Genomic DNA, 16,385 nt, shown 5'->3' on the forward strand with positions numbered 1-16,385 from the left:
CGTCATCACTCCAGTTTGTATTCATTTGTGATTTTGAAACGTGTAATTGTATTTGCCCCTTCGTTGGTTAACACGATGACAAGCGGCGTGCGGACATTGCCCAGGCTTTCGATATCCGTTTTATATGGACTGGTTCTCATGATATCCTCATAGATTTGCTCCTGGTTGCCATATGCAAAGGGGTCGAAGGCGACCAAGGGCAGTGTGAAGAACCCCAGCGTGCTATAGGCGATCCTATCCAGCGGAGAGTTCCCGGAGTAACGAACTACATAATGCTTGTCTGGCTCCGAGAAGCGATGCAGGAGCATGTTCCGCGGCCTGCCGTAGCTATCCGTCAAATGCTGTGCTAAACGTCTCACACAACGCTGTAGTTCTTCTGCTGATAGGTTATCGTAGTTGGTTCCGTTCGGTATGAAAGCACATTGAAATGAAAACAACCTCGGCTCCAATTCTGCGCCGAAGTCGTATGTGCCATGCCGACCGTCGATGTTCATCCCTTTGTCCCTTGTTGACGGCATCAGGGGTTCCTGGGATTCCTCCAGCACACGGAACCCCAGGTCTACATCACGTACGCCGCCTAATGTGATACTGTTCACGTCGCGCCCCCTAACCGGCCATTCCCGCTCGCCATACTCCCAAGTGGTCCAGCGATCGATGAAGCGATTTTCTGGCCGTCCAAATAGAAGTTTGCGGATACGTATTCAAAGCCGTATTGCTTCGCTCTGTCCAACGCCCACTCCCTCTGTCCTTGAGTGCCGGATTCAATGAGGTTTTTCAGGTACTCTGCTTCATTGCCAATATCGATCGCGCCGAAACCTCCTGACAAGGCAGCGGAGTTTCCTTTGGATACCAAGGAAAGGATATCCGTCACGGCGTCCTGAATGCTTTTCTTGGTGCTATTCAGGCCATCCAGTAACGACCTGCCGAAAGATTGCCCAGCGTTTTGCCATTGAGGGTTGTAAGTGCCAAGCAGCTCCACAAGCTCCGTATTGTTTTCATCAAGCGCCAAGCGCCGGGCTTCGGCTTGTAGGGCTTCTTCCGTTGTCAGCTCGCCGTAATGCTTTTTGGTAGCGGCCATCTGGTCAATCAGACCTTTTTCAACGGCCTTGGCCTTTTCCTCTTCATTTTTCTTCTTGGCTTCGTACTCCTTGTTTAGAGCCTCCTGCTTTTGGGCAGCCTGCTCCTTGATCCGATCCATCTCCATTCGGAGAGCATCGATCTGCAATTGACGCTGCTCGAGCAAATGTTTCCTTTGCCGCTCCGCAATCATTTCGTTCAGCTCAGCTTGGATTTTTTCACGAGCATCAGCCGTGGTTGCATCGGAAAGCTCTTTTTGCTTGTCGGCGAGCTTCTTTTGATAAGCAGCTTCGTCTGCCGCCTTGTCCTCGGCCTTCGTCAGTCCATTGATGCCGTCGATTTGGTCCTGAATGGCCTTGAGCTGCAATTGCGTTTCGACATCCAGCGTTTTAAGCTTGGCCTTATATTCCTTGTCGTACCCTTCAATCACGGCAGCCGATGCTTTTTTATGCTCGTCGATTTGCTTTTGCAACGACTCGGTGACCGCTCGTTCCTCGATGTCATACCGCTTTTTCAAGGCGGTAGTAATGGCGCTGCCAAGCTGGTCCACGTCTCGGACATAATCGTCGTAGGATTTCTTGGCCGCTTTGGTCGCCTCTTTCGCGGCCTTCTCTACATTCTTCGCCAGATCCATCTGCGTTTTATTGACTTCAAGATCGATCTTCCGGATCTGCTCGGCGTTCAGCTTATAGTTTTCCTTGATCTTCTCAAGGGCAGCTACATACCCATCGGCATCAAGATTGCCCATCTTGAAATCAAATTTTGCACTTTCGAAAGCTTCGCTAATTTCGTCAGCAATCTTCTTGGCGGCCTCCCTGGCTGCCTTCGCTGCGGCGGTTGCGGCTTTCGATCCAGCCTTGGCCGTCTTCTTCGCCATTTTTTCGGATTCCTGCTCTGCTTTCCAGCTCGCATAAGAAATACCTTCCGCAACGCCCTCGGAGATATTTTCACCGTACCCGGCCATAAGCCGGCTGGGAGAATGGATATCAAAGAACTTCTTGAAGCCTTCTGAGATATTGGTAGCTACACCCTTCATCGTATCCCAGACCGCTCCAGACGCATTGCTGATACCCTTAATAAGTCCTAGAATGATGTCCTTCCCGATCCCTACCATCGTATCGAAAATGGTGGAGAAGATACCTGTGATACCATCCCATACGGAACTGACAATACCTTTGAGCGCATCCCAAGCGCCTTTCCAATCTCCTTTTAAAGCGCTCAGCCAAAATTTAATGATGTTGGATATGACCCCGATAGCGGTCTCCACAACAATTTTGATTGCTTCCCAGGCACCGTTGAATACAGTTTTTAGTACGTTGAACACGGTCTCGAAGACCCCGAGAATGGTCTTACCCCAAATATCCCAGAACGCTTTAATCTGACCGAAGATCAGTTTGATGACGACAAAGACGACATCAATCGCCCGACTAAATACAGCCTGCAGGATGCTGAACACATTCCGAAATGCCTCCAGAATCGTGCTTCCCCATTTATCCCAGAATGTCTGGATTTCGCCGAAGATGAATTTGACGAAAGTCCAAATCTGTTCAAAGACAAATGACCAAACCGTCTTGAGGATTCCCAGGTACGTGTTGAATGCAGCCGTAATATCGTCGCCCCACTTATCCCAGAATGATTTGATGGCATTGAAGTAACTTACGACCAAACTGCGTACTGTATCAATGACGCTAACGAAAATGGACTTTATGAGATTCCATACATTCTGGAAGAAGGAAGTGATTTCTCCGCCCCATTTGCTCCAAAATGCTTTAATGCCGTCGAACGCCATGGTAACGGCTGATTTGATGGCATTGAAGACAGCAGCGGACACGTTTTTGAGTGCCTCCCACGCTGCAGTAATCCCGCTCCGAACAGTCTCGTTGGTGTTGTACAAGTAAACCAGCCCAGCGGCTAGCGCCGCCACACCCGCCACGATAAGGCCCACCGGACCAGTTATGGCAGCCAATACAGGCATTAACGTCGAGAAGGAGCTAATGAGCGTCCCCACAACAACCAGGACAGGCCCTATTGCCGCAACAATCGCCGCGATGACAATGATGGTTCCCTTTATGGATTGATCGAGTTTGGAGAACCAGTTCGTTGCATTGACCAGCATCTGAAAAAAGGGTTCTGCCGCTTTTAAAGCACTCAGCAAAACGGGAACAAGAGCATCGCCGATCGTCCGCGCCATGCCATCGAATCGATTCCGAAGGATTTTCAATTGGGACTCGGTCGTCGCATATCTTGTTTCCGCCTCTTTTGTCAGGGCATTATTCTCTTCCCAGGCTTTTGTGCCGATCTCCAGCGACTCGCGGAACAAATCACCCGCTCCTGAGGCCCGCAGCAAGGCATCTCGTACCAAGATTTCAGACAGGCCAAGGTCATCCAGAACACCGAAGACGTTTTCCCCGGCCGCGCTCATCTTGCCCAGCCCTTCGATGAAAGATATCACCGCGCTGCCCGCATCTTGCTTGAATGCTTTTTGAAACTGCTCCGCCGACATACCGGCCACGGCTGCGAATCCGCCTACCGCCTTGCCTCCTGTAGCAACAGCCTGGGCGATATCGATCATGACACGCGATATGGAGCTGCCGCCCGCTTCGGCCTGGATACCAACCGAGGAAAGCGCACCGGCAAAGCCTAGAATCTGAGCTTCGGACAACCCGATCTGATGCCCTGCCCCGGCGATCCGTAGACCCATTTCCAGGATCTCGGATTCCGTTGTGGCCAGATTGTTTCCGAGTCCGACGATGGTTGAACCGAGCCGGTCAAATTGGTCTTGTGGCATCTGGGTGATGTTAGCCAAGCGAGCAAGCGCGGTTGCCGCCTCGTTACTGCTCAAGTTCGTTGCTACGCCAAGATCGACCATCGTCCTGGTGAAGCCCATGATGTTTTCGGTTTTAATCCCGAGTTGACCGGCTGCTTCCGCTACCCCTGCAATCTCTTTGGCTGATGCTGGAATGGCGTCCGACATGGAGAGGATTCCGGAACGCAGCCCGCTCAATTGCGCTTCAGTCGCATCCACCGTCTTGATGACGCCCGCGAAGGCTGATTCGAACTCGATGGACGACTTCACGGCAAGCGCGCCCAGCCCGGCAATAGGGGCGGTCACGAGCAAGGACATTGATTTACCAACATCGGATAAGTTCTTACCGAACTGATCAACTGCTTTTTCCGCTTTGTCAATCGCGTCATCCAGTCCTGACGAATTACCGATGATATTGACAATCAGATTGCCCAATAAACTCATGCTTCTGCTCCTCCCTCCGGACGTTTGATGCGATCTCCATACGCTTTATGAAAGGCCGATCGATCGGGCTTATCCTCCGTCGAATGTTGTGGCTTTCTGGGTTCTTTCGCACCAAAAAGGCCGACCGCAATGCGGCCGACCAAGATGTTCGATTTAAGTTCCTCTTGCTCCATCCCGTATTCGTAATACATCATGATCTGCTCAAAACTCATATGGTCCAGCATGTAATCCGGCGTTGCCCAAGCGTACATGCTCCCCATACGGGCAAAGATACGCCCCAGTTCTAAGGGTTGGGGCTTTCCGCCTTTTTTCCCTCAGCCCGTTCTTTCACCGGGTTGAGAATGAAATCGATCAGCGCGGTAAGTTGATCCAAGCTTGTGTTATCGACGATCCAGTCCTTCGTGATTTCCGGGAAGGAAGGCTTGCACACCTTCACGACCATTTCCAGAACCATGGGGAAGCTGTTCTTGCCGCCGCTTTTCAACTCATCGGACTTCTCAGCCAACTCCAGCGTAACTCGGGATGGGATTTTGGATACGTCGATTTCTTTCCCCGCCAGTTTCACGATCCGCTGAGCGGCGATAACTTTATCCAGATCAAGGATTTGCGGTTGTGTCATCTTACACGACCCCCTGTTCGTCGTAAATTTCGAAGAGTTGCTCACCAATGGCACGGTTTACATCGAGAGTACCGCTCATTCGGATCGGCGTCATGGCCGGATCTTCCCCGTCAGCTTCTGGGAACGTGATGTTCAGACCGCTTTCCGGTGTCGCCTTGAACACCGTGATACGAAACTGCCTGTTCTGGTCGTCGTAGTTGGTGATGCGGGCTACTCGAGGCTGGAACGTCCCCAGACCGCCCGAGAGCAGCTTTACAGCGGATAGCGGCGTATACGTGTAATTGACAGCCACTGCATCGCCAGAGACGATTGCACCGCCTGCTGTGCGAGCAATAACGGTATAGCCCGCACTATCCACCGATAAGGTGTAATCAGTTCCGGCGACATAGGTTGTGGCACCCTTTTTAACCGTCACGGCCGTCACCACCGTACCCGCTCCGTTTTTATTCACAAGCCGTTTTTGGACCTGATCGACGAGTATGACCGGCTCATTGGTAACATTCTTCGACGTACCGGCCACATTCTCCAGTTTGTCGATGCCGCCCCGGATGATGGCAAGGTTCGCGATATTGATTTCCATCAAGTCGCCTTCAATGGCTGCCATGTGGTTATTGATCCCCACCTTAATCACGCCAGCATTGTCTGATGTAACCTTGACCTCATCCCATGTTTCTTCAAAGACGATGCCGCGCATCGCGCCCAGGTCCACCAAGTTATTCAGATCTGGCCCAACTTCAAACTTTGCAGAACCGAAGCGAATGCTATTTGCATTCTGGACTGTCGTCATATTTCTTCCCATATCGGTTAATCCTCCCTGTAGATCATTTTGAAATCAGTTGCGATGTGGTAAAGTTTCGTATCGGACTCGTAGAACTCCCGGCTGCCTTCCCAGACGCCTTGAATGATACGGGTAGACCCCATTTGCCCCTTAAACCGCTGTAGCGCATCCCGAATGCTGTCCGAAACGGCCTTTGCATCCAGATACCGCGGTGCGATGCAGGAGAATTGATACCGGGGATAGCCGACTCGAATATCATGATGGGCCACGCCTGATACCTCCAGGTAGGCGACAGCCGGGTAGGTAACATTTTCCGGGAACCACCCGGGATATACCCGCTTGCCGATCAGGTCGCTTATTTCCTTCACTTGAAGTAAGTAGTCCCTCAAATCGGTTGTGAGCATGGCTTTACACTCCTAAATCCCGGATCGCCTTTTCCAATCCGTCTTTAATCAAGCGTCGTATTTCAGCACGCTTCTTGTCGTAGCTTGGACGCATGAAAGGCCGCGGAGGCTGACGGCTGGTCCCGTACTCGTAGAAGGTGACGTAAAAGGCACTTGTTGCGGTAGACTCCCCTTGATGGGCGCCCACCACCACGCTTGCAAAGAAGTTTCCCTTCTTCGAAATGCCGGTCGTAATTCGCAGGGAAAACCTCGTCTTCCCTGTTGGACCGATCGGCGCTCTTGCATCAGCTTCACGGAACACGATCTCAGCAGCCTTGCTTATCAAGTCTCGCATTTCCTTGTGGATGCCCGACTGTGTGTCTCGAAGGGCATCTAACACTTTGTCAGCGCCTTCGATCTTGAGCCGTGTATTCGAAGTAGTACGCCGTCTACGTGCCATTATTGACGCTCCTTGCACATGAGCTGCAGTTCTTTATTCTCATAATTCGGATTGATGACATATAGAATCTCGAAAACGACTCCTTTAAACCGCACCAGCATTGTGCGGTCAATGCCGTCACGGTATCGAAGGCGGATCCGGGTCGTGACCTCTGCATTCACCTGCTGAGCGGAGAAGAACTCTCTCCCTCGTAGCGGCTCAATCCCGCCCCACACCGTGCATACTTCTACCGGATCGTCAAGCGGCTGCCCCGCTGGGTCCGTGTCATCCGGTCCTGGAGGCCGCAGGATGCTCACTCGCTTGTCCAAACGATTCACCAGGACTGTCATGTCACTTCACCCGCTTTCGGCGGCGTAGGCGGCGTATATGCATGCTGGAGCTGCGCCATGATGGACTGTACCGTGAAACGCACCTTGTCGGACGTTTTTTCACCGATCAATTCGCGGTTCTCATACCAATCTGCCACGACGACGAGGCAATACAGTTTGGCAAGATCGTTCGTTCCGTCAAATGTTACCTCCGTTGCGTTGTGCAGGTACGTCTCCGCCGCCCCGGTCAGCATGCGTATCGTAAGGTCTTCGCCCTCGCCGTCTACCCGCAGCCATTCTTTGGCTTCATCAAGCGTCAGGATCGCCATGAGCCTCTTCCTTTCGCTTCACTTGCAGGTTTCCGGAGTCGTCTACGGTAAGTTCGTACTTGAAGCCTCCTGGAGAGGTAAGCACCAGTTTATCCGTTGCCTCAACTTCCTTTTTCGCCTTCTCGGTCAATTTCCATCACCTCACTAGATAGGATAAGGGAGGCGGTAAAGCCTCCCTTTGGTTACTACGAAAGTGTCAATTGACCGAACACGGCTGCCTTGTCATCCCATTTCACATAGTCGTCGCGCATGATGGTACGCAGCTCGGTGGTATCCCGTCTCCAAGCGTCGCCGCCCTCACGGGTGCTGGCAAGCTCAAAGAACCGGCGGTTGAACAGCACGATAAACTGTTTGAGGTTACCGACGAACAACGGTGCTTTGTTGCCGGCACTAGGGATAATCAGGTTACTAACGACCGCGATCCGGCGCCCCTTATAAATCTTGCGACCAGATTGTGTGAAGTCGTCTTGCAGGATCGGCCGACCGTTGCCGTCTAATGTGTTATCAAGCCAGTCGTAACCATCCTGATTGGTCAAAATGACTGCTGAACGGCTAATTGCCGGATCAAGTGTAACGTTCAGAATCTTGTTAATTGCGGCCAAGTTTGCAACGGCAACCGGGGTAAGCGTATTGAGTCGTCCCAAGATATGAACGTTACGGGTATGTGCTGCCTTGCGGGCAATCCAGTTCGTTACATAACCGAGCAAATTTGCATCATTATCAGCCAGCAGCTCGTTCGTGAGCGGCAAGTATGCGGCCCGCTTTTGCACCTTATAGCTGATCGGCGTAAACTTTGGGTTATCCGTAGCAGGAATTACCCCGTACTCATCCACATCAGCAAACGGGGTCATGTCGGCATCCTTTTCCAGCACTCGGGAACCGGACAGGGCAGTGACGTTCTCGATTGTTACAAACTCGGACAAATCGTTCCAGTCACGCATAAGCGTATTGATTTGGGTCTGGATGTCCTTAGGGATGAGAAGACCCGCATCGCCATCAGGGATGGCCGGATTCGTATTACCACTGTTCATAACGGCACGGCGTTCGTACTCAGAAATGACACTACGCTGCTCCTCACTAACACCTTGTCGGCGGAGCGCCCGAAGAACGATGCCGGTATACTCGGATTCCAACTCGCGCAATTCACGGCCTTCTACATTTCCGTTATCGTCCAGCTCCTTACCGTTGAGGCCCCGGGCTTCGGTGTTCTCCAGTTCTTGCTGCAGATCAACTTTCTTCTGCAGAGAACGAACCTCATCCATCTTGGATTCGGCTTCTGTTGTTTTGTCGTCTGCCAGCAATCCACGCACTTCCGTCTTGGCCGCGTCCAGTCTTTGAAGCAGCGCACGCAATTCTTTAGTCATTTTGTACCTCCGAATGGGTTATTTGGGTAAACAAAAAGGAACCGGCTTATAGCTCCAGTTCCAGTAACAATTTTTGCTTTTTCAATTGATCAGCAGCTCGCTGTTCGGATGCCTTGAAGTCCTCTAGGCTTCTTGCTTCCGCCATTACCTCATTTGCCGGGTAAGCCGGAAACGCAACTGGGCTGATCTCGTATAATTCGGCATTGAGAATTGACCGTTTGTAGATCTTCAAGTCACCGCGTTTCTCGCTGGACCATTTGTCTTTTGTAACACGCATACCGAAGGACACGCCGTCCACGTCTCCGCGTTGGATCAATTCCCATGCGTCATTGCCAACGCTGGTGTTCGGGATATCCAACTCAAAACGCATCTCCTTGGCTCCATCAAACACCCGCAACGTTCCGGACTTTGTATTCCCAAGGACTTGGCTTGTGTCGTGACTCCAAAGCCCCACTACGCCCCGGGATGCAATACTGTCAGCGAATGCACCTGATGCTATCTGCTCGACGATCGTGTCCCCGTACCAATCGCGCATATCCGCGCTGTCCGTGTCGTACTTGATTGCTCCGGTAATGGTTCGTTTGGAATCTTCACCTTCGGTCGTTCGAACCTCCAGCCTAACCGGAAGCGCCCGCGTCTCCCTCGTCTGGGTCGTCTTCTTTTCCTGTGCCAGTGTCTCCACCTCCTTTCGCAAGGTATGCCTTGCCCGCATCCGTGATTGGAACCATACTGCCGTTTACATACAGGCGGTCCCCGCCTTCCATAGCTTGCAGATTTTCCAGCGCTCTTGGTTCATTCGGCGTAAGAAATCCGCCCTGCACACCGATACGGTATGCCTCATAACGGCTTTTCAGGTCCCCTCGAAGAATCGCATCAACGTTAAAACGGAGGTAATACCCCGCTTCCAGCTCATCATCGAGCAGCAGTTTCCAAGCTAGTTCCTGCTCATAGCATGTCAAGATAGGCTGTAGCGTGTCGGTATAAAATTCCTTTTGCTGCTCCGCGACATTGGTATGAGTCGCCCGGGTCAAGTCATTGAGCTGGTGCATCTTAATGCCCCAAGCTGCAGCAATCTGCCGGATCGTGAGTTGGTTATTTTCGAGAAATTGGGCATCATGCATGCTCAAAGAGATCGGTGTGAATTGATATCCCATCGGCATGAGGGCGATTCGATGGCTATTATCCAAACCGCTGGACATGGATTCAAAGTGGTTACGGAAATTCCTTTTCGCATTTTGATCCAAATCACCAACGTACTGGACGACGCCTTTCACCTGCAGGCCCTGTTTATAGAAGTTGTTGACGAACTTGTTCGCCGATGCTCCATTCTCCAGCGTACCCTTCAACAGATCGAGCGGAGACAGGCCCACGATGCCATCTAAGGTCACGCCGCCTTTAAAGTGCAGCACTTCATGGGGCATCAGCTTCCGCTGCTCGTAACCAAGGTCAACCTCGTACCAGACTTTCGAGCGAGGCTGTACAATACCGCTTGCTGCCGTATCGTTGTCGATGATGATCTTGACCTTGCTGGAGTCCATCGGCCAAAGGCCAACGACTCGCCCGCGCCGGTCATACTCGATACTGGCGTAGGCATTCCCGCGGAGGCAGTTTTGGGCTTCGATGCATTTCCAGAAGTCAAAGGCCGACATATAAGGATTCGGCCGCAGTTTAAGCAGTTGGTGCAGCGCATGCTTAGCTGGCTTCTGTATGCCTGTTTCGTCCTCCTGGTGAACCTTTAGCGGCAGTTTCGCCACGGACTCAGACCGGATACGGACACAGGCATAGACCGTATCGATTTTGAGCGCATTCTTCCCGCGGACGTTGATTTCCTCAGCATCAATTCCCAACATCTCAAGCAATCGACGGTCATCGACGTTAAGTTCTATCGTTTCGCGTTCGCGTTTCTCTGATGCACCGAAAATTCTCTTTGCAGCATTCAAGATACTCACATCGGCACCTCCCTCCCTTCAAATTCTCAAGCGCTTTGGATTATCCCCAAAGCTTTTCCAAGAACTCAGATTCCGCGAACTCTCCAAAATTCATATCGACTTCTTCGAACAGCATCGCGGTTGCCATGGCGTTGATCAGGGCTACAATCAAGTCGATACGTCCCCGGGATTTGTTTTTCATCGGCTTGATGTTCTCGTTACCGTCAACCGCTACAACCACATTTCCCCAGCACCAGCGGGCAAGAGGGTTTTCCTCATGGGTCATAAGCCCCCGCTTCATGAGCTGTTCAATGAGCTTCATAGCCGGACTCATGTTTTTCATGTCCTGGCCGATCTCCACCGTGTCTACCCCCGCACGCATGAGGCGTTGGGAAAGCATTCGGCTGTTCCATGGATCGGTTCCGAGCGTATGAATGTCAAACTCCTGATTAGCTGCCAAGATGCTCGATTCAACGAACTCGTAATCAACCACGTCGCCCGGGGTGGTAAACAGGAACCCCTTGGACACCCACTTGTCATACGCAACCTTATCGACTCGTACCCGCTCTTTCATATTGTCCTCGGGAATCCAAGCCTCGAAGACGATACGCCAGTCTGGTAGGCCCTCTTGCGGAGGGAAGAGATAGCAGGCCGCCGTGATATCGGTTGTGCTGGACAAGTCCAAGCCAGGGTAACAACGCTTGCCCGCCAGTTCCGAGCGGTTCCATTTACCCTGCGTTTTGTCCCATAACGTTAGCGGCTGCCAGCCTGTTCGTTTAAGGCTGATCCACTGATTAAGCCGGAGCCAACGAAAAAGACGTTCCACAGACTCTTTACCACGAGCTGCGAACGCCTCTTTGCGTACTGCTTCTATGTCAATGGTATGCCCTAAGCTGGGATTGACCTGGAACCATAGCTTTTCATCAAAGATGTCAATTGGGTCCCCATTCTCGTCAAGCCCGTCCTCTGGAATGCCGTAAATTTTCACGTACCATGTGGGGTCTTCCTTCTCCCCACTCCGTAGCTGTGTCGCGTATTCGTGCTGTTCCCATCCGATTGACCCCCGGTCAGGATCATCACCGGCCGTGGTTATCACCCACCAGAGCGGTTCCTTCCGAGCTGCGCCAGCTCCGAATGTCATAACGTCCCATAGGTCCCGGTTTGGCTGAGCATGAAGCTCGTCGAAGATGACCACGGTAGGGTTGATGCCGTGCTTGGTGAAAGCTTCGGCGGAAAGGACCTTCATAACCGTTCCGGTTTCCAGGTTTATGATTTCCTTGCGGCTGTCGAGGATCTTCAATACGCCCTCGAACTCCGGCTCCTGCTCGATCATGCCGCAGGCTGCTTTGTAAACCAATTCCGCTTGCCCGCGATCGGCAGCACAGCAATAAATCTGCCCGCCTGGGGGATCGCAGAATAAATGATAAAGCGAAACTGCTGCAATCAGGCTTGTTTTTCCGTTTTTCTTCGGCACTTCCAAGTATGCATACTGATACTGCCGATACCCCCGGTCGTTTACCGTCCCATAAACATCCCAAAGGATATCATACTGCCAATCAAGCAAGATAAATGGCTGCCCATAGAAGTCATCGACGGCATGAAGCATCTGAATGAACTCGATGGGTTCAAGCGCCCGCTGCTCATCATGTGCCATGGCCGCCAGCTCGCCGTTCCTTAAACCTTGACATTGCCGATTGCTTCTTAGGCTCAGGCTTTTTCGGGACGTTTTTCACCTTCGCCAGCGGGTTCAAGAACAGCCGGTCCTGCATCTTGAGCAGCATATCCATCTTCTTATTGATAGCCGTTTCAATGCGAAGCAGCCCGTCTACGGCGATCATCGCCCGAAGCTGGAGCTTCACCTTGACATTAAACTCCTCGCTGTCCTCTATATACTCATCCAAGCGTTCGCTATCATAAGCGATTTTGTCGATCGTTTGATACGCTCTTAATAGGTGTTCGTACTCGCTGTATGTCTTGCAGTACAGCGCCAGCATGCCGAGATCCGAGCTTGTAAGCAACTCCACGCCCTGTGCTGCAGCGGACTTATACTCTTTGATCAAGTCGCCCCAAATCTTACTCGCCGTTTTGTCCTTGGAAACGAAGCTCGGCTTTTTCAGCTTTGCGAGGTCTTTTTCACCAAGCTTGACCTCGGCTGCCTTGCGTGCCTCGATATCCTCTTTCGTCAACCGGTTAGGATTACCCTCAGCGAGATGCAATCCGATCGGCTTCGCGTTCCTTCCCGGCATGAGGGTTCACCTCCCAATTCCTGAAAAATCTCAAAAAACGAAAAAAGTTTGTGCGTGGGTGGGGGCGCGGTGCCCGCGGCGAGGCTCGGAAATTTTTTCCCCTCCCCCTACCCTCTTTCGCTTTAGTTGAATAAAGCATTTCGGATTGTCAAGCATTTTTTTCGGTTTCCCTACTCGAAATTTCATTGTATTCCTCGATCCATTCGATAGGGAGCGGCATGCTCGCTTTGAGCCTTCGAGACAGCGCTTCTGCTATGTCGATCATGCGTTTTTCATCATGGAGCCTTCTTGGCATTACGCCCAACGGGGGTCTATCTATGACAGGAGGCTTATCCCCTTCATATTCGTAATGGGAACACCGCGTGCACCCAACCGTCTTCTTACTTATGTTTACAGGCGGAGCCGGTACTGCTGGTCTATCTCCCATACTTCCTCACGTCCTCTGCTGTTTTTATATTATGGTGCAAGTGGCATAGCGACCGAAGGTTACTCACTACCAGCCGCATATCCCAGAACCATCTGATAGGCTTAATATGGTCCACTACATCAGCCATCGTGATACGCTTCTCCTGCAGGCAGTCCTGGCATAGCCCGTGGTCCATCCCCATCCTCGCACGTCTTAGCCGGTCCCATTCCTTGCTACCGTAGAAGGCCGTTGCCTGCTTGTCCCGCTTGTGCTGGTCGTAGTGCTTGTGCCTCTCTCGCTTCTGTACTTCTGCAAGATGGGCATGCTCAGCACAGTACCTGCCTGACGCTAGGTTACGGCATCCAGCTTTCCCGCATGGTCGCTTCGGCTTAACCGCCATATCTGCCACCCGTCAGGTCAATCCGATCGTTATTTCTCTTTGCCCATTTCACGGCTTCTGGAATGTAGATGTGCGTTTTACCGTAGCACGTTTGGAAGGTCATCACGCCATCTTCGAGTGTTGTCCTCCACCATACTCCTTCGATATGTGCATACCTTCGATCACGCCTGTACGGGCGTTGCAATTGCTCCTGCAGCATGCGAAGCAATTCCTCATGTCCAATAGGCTCTACCCGCTCACAGTACCGCATATGGGCATGTTCCGTTAAGCGTACTCGCTTTTCATGTCGTCTCATTGCTCCCTTCACTCCTTTGATCTGGTAAGGAAAGTTTTCCTGTGTTAAGTCCAAAGCCAATCATTCAGGTCCTCATATTCCCAGTCCCCGGTAAGTAGTCCAATGCGCGGGAAATCCGTAAGTAATGCGAATGCAAGCCATCTCAATACTCGTTTCACATCGTCCCTCCTCGCCTGAACACAAAGAGAGCCGCATTTCTGCGACTCCTTTTGACCGCCATATTTTACGTGCGGCGTATCTACACACGGAGCGTCATTGTAAGGTCGCTCTACTTATAATCACCCATGCCCGCTATCCGGACCGTCATCCATGATCGCGGGGCTTACCGGGCAGATGCTGCGGGCAAGGATTTTCACCTTGCAGACTGTTTCTCGCCGGGTGTGTGGGACTGAAACAGCAAGTCAATGGGCCTTTCACCCATTCAATGCCCCGAGCCAAGTGCGTCTACATATTCCGCCACCGCAGCTATTTAGAACTGACGTTCCTATATATAGGTGGCTTTTGCATGACAAAAATCGCATTATTTTCGAAAAAATAGACTATTTTGAACTTCTTCTGAAACTTTTTTGTGTGCCCGATCCACAAATTTATCAACACTGCCTTTTGATATGCCAAGCATTCGGGCAATTTGTTCATGTGTGAAGCAATCTCCGTGCGCCATAACATAGCATTCTCGTTCTCGCTCACTTAAATTGGATAATGCTGCATCAATTTGGAACCTTTGCCAGTCCGTGAGATTTGATGGACTTCCAGCCGTGCCTCTCTGGACGAATGCTTGCATACGGATCGGGTCCATGAGCTTATCACGCTGATATGTCGCTCGCCGCTCAATTCCCCGTTTGCTGCCCGGTCGCCTGTTCGATGTCAGCCATTCAATGACGTAATTGCAGTCCGCCATCATACCTTCGATGATCTTCACGTCTGGATGATCTTCCTTGAGTCCTGCGCGTTGCTGGGCTTCCGTAATCCTGTTTCGTAACTGCTCCAATTGCTTTTTTGCCTTTCTGTAATTGGTAGCTGTCGCCTCGTATGGTACTTCCACCCCTGCAACCCCCCCGTTTCTATAGTCCAGTGTAGAGCTTTTCAAATTCAGTCTCTGCCCGCTTCCGCCATCGATCATAGGTCTTTCGAGCAATGCAAAGGTCGGATGCAATTTCATCGACAGTATCACCATCAATAAACCGCCTTTTTATAATCTCGGCATATCGGACATTCACAGTTCGAAGGGCTTCCATGGTTTCATCGATCTTGCCCGTTTCCGCCTTCAATGCCATCAGTTCAGCATCATCTTCCACGACGTATCTGCTGAGAAGCTTGGCCCGTGCTGCCTTCCGTTTGTATTCGCGTAGATCAGCTATCGATTGCTGATTCAGCACTTTCACACCTTTCACCTCGGTTTTGGTAGCTTGTTCTCCATCTGCCGCAGCCTTCGCAAGCATACCCATACCCTAAGCCCGCACAGAGCTGCAGCAGCCAATTGTCCCCATAACACCGCAATCAGAACGTTTTGCCACATTATGCCCGCTTCCTCTCTTTCTTGGCCCGCTCCCGCTCCACCTGCTTCCGAAGCTTCTCCAGGGCGTTATTAAGCATGTACTTCGGCAAGCCCATTTCCTCGGCCAGCTTGGACCGGTATTTCCACCAACGTTCATTTTCCCGGAGGAATTGCCATTGTGCAGGCGTCAGCTCAACCTCAGAAGCTGGCGGCAGCGAATCATCGATAATAACCGTGTGGGGCTTCTTGCCTAGTTGCCGGTAATTCTCTTCGATTTCGTATGGCACATCATTGAAGGTAAATTCCTTGTAATTACCTTCTCTTGTCTTAATCTTGGTTGACTTCGCCATCTTCTTGTTCTCCAGCACCAATAAATCATTTCTCACCTTACCGACATCCGCGTTAATGGCATCCGCTATGCCTTTACTGGTCCTGTCTGTAGCGACTCGTAGCGCCTCATAAACCTTGGCCTGTTTCTCAGTGAGTCGGATCATTCGATGACCCCCTTTATCATATTTGCATGCTCATTTGCCATGGAGCGGGATCTGCTGGCTTGACCTCTCTCGGAATACGCTTCGTCAGAACGTCTAGCAGGGCCGTCAGGACGCCAGCCCACTCCCGAAGGTATTTGTTCCTTTCACCCTCGTACTCGGCCTGAGAAGACCACGCAGCGCGTCCAGATGGGTCAATATCCGGTCGGAGAGTCCAACGTGTGTCCCCGAAGCGTATCCGGGTGCCTCCGCAGCGGAATCCATTCAGCAGCGCGGTTAGTTCCTCGTCGTACTCGGCGGCCAGCTCCAGCAGTGCCGCCCAAAGGTGATGATCTTCCGTAAGGTCCGGCCTTGGGTCGATGTGATATGGTGGGCGAGAATGGTACGACGTCGTACGATTTGCCATTTCTCGCGACGTCGCGGGATTTCCCAAATGTGCAGATGTCGCAACATTTAGTGTTTTCCACGACGTCGTGGAATTTGCCAAATCGGACATCAATGTTCGGTTTGGATACTCTGGGATCAAATGTTCCGACATCGGAACATTTCCCATTTC

At 51.7% G+C, this 16,385-nt stretch carries 19 protein-coding genes; all 19 read right to left on the minus strand.

Annotated features, from left to right (window positions below):
- Positions 1-5: 5 nt before the first annotated feature.
- Positions 6-596, minus strand: a complete 591-nt coding sequence (locus WMW72_RS33995; protein WP_341420032.1) for a phage tail domain-containing protein — start codon at positions 594-596, stop codon at positions 6-8.
- Positions 593-4,327: a phage tail tape measure protein gene (locus tag WMW72_RS34000; RefSeq protein ID WP_341420033.1), complete on the minus strand. Its 3,735-nt coding sequence runs from the start codon at positions 4,325-4,327 to the stop codon at positions 593-595. The genes WMW72_RS33995 and WMW72_RS34000 overlap by 4 nt, the downstream gene beginning before the upstream one ends.
- Complete coding sequence (locus tag WMW72_RS34005; RefSeq protein ID WP_341420034.1) at positions 4,324-4,551, minus strand: hypothetical protein; 228 nt, start codon at positions 4,549-4,551, stop codon at positions 4,324-4,326. The genes WMW72_RS34000 and WMW72_RS34005 overlap by 4 nt, the downstream gene beginning before the upstream one ends.
- A gap of 59 nt (positions 4,552-4,610) precedes the next feature.
- On the minus strand, positions 4,611-4,946 hold the full coding sequence (locus WMW72_RS34010) for a hypothetical protein (protein WP_341420035.1): 336 nt from the start codon (positions 4,944-4,946) through the stop codon (positions 4,611-4,613).
- A gap of 1 nt (position 4,947) precedes the next feature.
- Positions 4,948-5,745: a hypothetical protein gene (locus tag WMW72_RS34015; RefSeq protein ID WP_341420036.1), complete on the minus strand. Its 798-nt coding sequence runs from the start codon at positions 5,743-5,745 to the stop codon at positions 4,948-4,950.
- 5 nt (positions 5,746-5,750) lie between these two features.
- A complete protein-coding gene (gene gp17 / locus WMW72_RS34020; RefSeq protein ID WP_341420037.1) occupies positions 5,751-6,128 on the minus strand; it encodes a tail completion protein gp17 in 378 nt (125 codons plus the stop codon).
- Between the two features lie 4 nt (positions 6,129-6,132).
- Positions 6,133-6,567: an HK97-gp10 family putative phage morphogenesis protein gene (locus WMW72_RS34025; RefSeq protein ID WP_341420038.1), complete on the minus strand. Its 435-nt coding sequence runs from the start codon at positions 6,565-6,567 to the stop codon at positions 6,133-6,135.
- Positions 6,567-6,896, minus strand: coding sequence for a phage head closure protein (locus WMW72_RS34030; protein WP_341420039.1), 330 nt, complete (start codon positions 6,894-6,896; stop codon positions 6,567-6,569). The genes WMW72_RS34025 and WMW72_RS34030 overlap by 1 nt, the downstream gene beginning before the upstream one ends.
- Positions 6,893-7,204, minus strand: a complete 312-nt coding sequence (locus WMW72_RS34035; RefSeq protein WP_341420040.1) for a head-tail connector protein — start codon at positions 7,202-7,204, stop codon at positions 6,893-6,895. The genes WMW72_RS34030 and WMW72_RS34035 overlap by 4 nt, the downstream gene beginning before the upstream one ends.
- Before the next feature lie 185 nt (positions 7,205-7,389).
- Entirely contained in the window at positions 7,390-8,568 is a 1,179-nt protein-coding gene (locus tag WMW72_RS34040; protein ID WP_341420041.1) for a phage major capsid protein, read from the minus strand.
- A 46-nt stretch (positions 8,569-8,614) separates the two neighbouring features.
- A complete protein-coding gene (locus WMW72_RS34045) occupies positions 8,615-9,250 on the minus strand; it encodes an HK97 family phage prohead protease (protein ID WP_341420042.1) in 636 nt (211 codons plus the stop codon).
- A complete protein-coding gene (locus WMW72_RS34050) occupies positions 9,186-10,517 on the minus strand; it encodes a phage portal protein (protein WP_341420043.1) in 1,332 nt (443 codons plus the stop codon). Before WMW72_RS34050 ends, WMW72_RS34045 begins: the two co-directional genes overlap by 65 nt.
- Positions 10,518-10,557: 40 nt before the next feature.
- Positions 10,558-12,150: a terminase large subunit gene (locus WMW72_RS34055; protein WP_341420044.1), complete on the minus strand. Its 1,593-nt coding sequence runs from the start codon at positions 12,148-12,150 to the stop codon at positions 10,558-10,560.
- The gene (locus tag WMW72_RS34060) at positions 12,140-12,742 is read right to left on the minus strand and encodes a terminase (protein ID WP_341420045.1); all 603 of its coding nucleotides are present in this window, start codon (positions 12,740-12,742) and stop codon (positions 12,140-12,142) included. Before WMW72_RS34060 ends, WMW72_RS34055 begins: the two co-directional genes overlap by 11 nt.
- A gap of 416 nt (positions 12,743-13,158) precedes the next feature.
- Positions 13,159-13,548, minus strand: coding sequence for an HNH endonuclease (locus WMW72_RS34065; protein ID WP_341420046.1), 390 nt, complete (start codon positions 13,546-13,548; stop codon positions 13,159-13,161).
- Positions 13,549-14,363: 815 nt separating this feature from the next.
- Positions 14,364-14,885: a sigma factor-like helix-turn-helix DNA-binding protein gene (locus WMW72_RS34070; RefSeq protein WP_341420047.1), complete on the minus strand. Its 522-nt coding sequence runs from the start codon at positions 14,883-14,885 to the stop codon at positions 14,364-14,366.
- A gap of 19 nt (positions 14,886-14,904) precedes the next feature.
- A complete protein-coding gene (locus WMW72_RS34075) occupies positions 14,905-15,288 on the minus strand; it encodes an ECF-type sigma factor (protein WP_341420048.1) in 384 nt (127 codons plus the stop codon).
- A 70-nt stretch (positions 15,289-15,358) separates the two neighbouring features.
- Positions 15,359-15,832, minus strand: a complete 474-nt coding sequence (locus WMW72_RS34080; protein WP_341420049.1) for a hypothetical protein — start codon at positions 15,830-15,832, stop codon at positions 15,359-15,361.
- 16 nt (positions 15,833-15,848) lie between these two features.
- Positions 15,849-16,235 (minus strand): hypothetical protein, encoded by a 387-nt coding sequence (locus WMW72_RS34085; protein ID WP_341420050.1) that lies wholly within the window; start codon positions 16,233-16,235, stop codon positions 15,849-15,851.
- Positions 16,236-16,385 lie beyond the last annotated feature (150 nt).

This window comes from Paenibacillus filicis, assembly GCF_038070315.1.
Taxonomy (GTDB): Bacteria; Bacillota; Bacilli; order Paenibacillales; family NBRC-103111; genus Paenibacillus_G; species Paenibacillus_G filicis.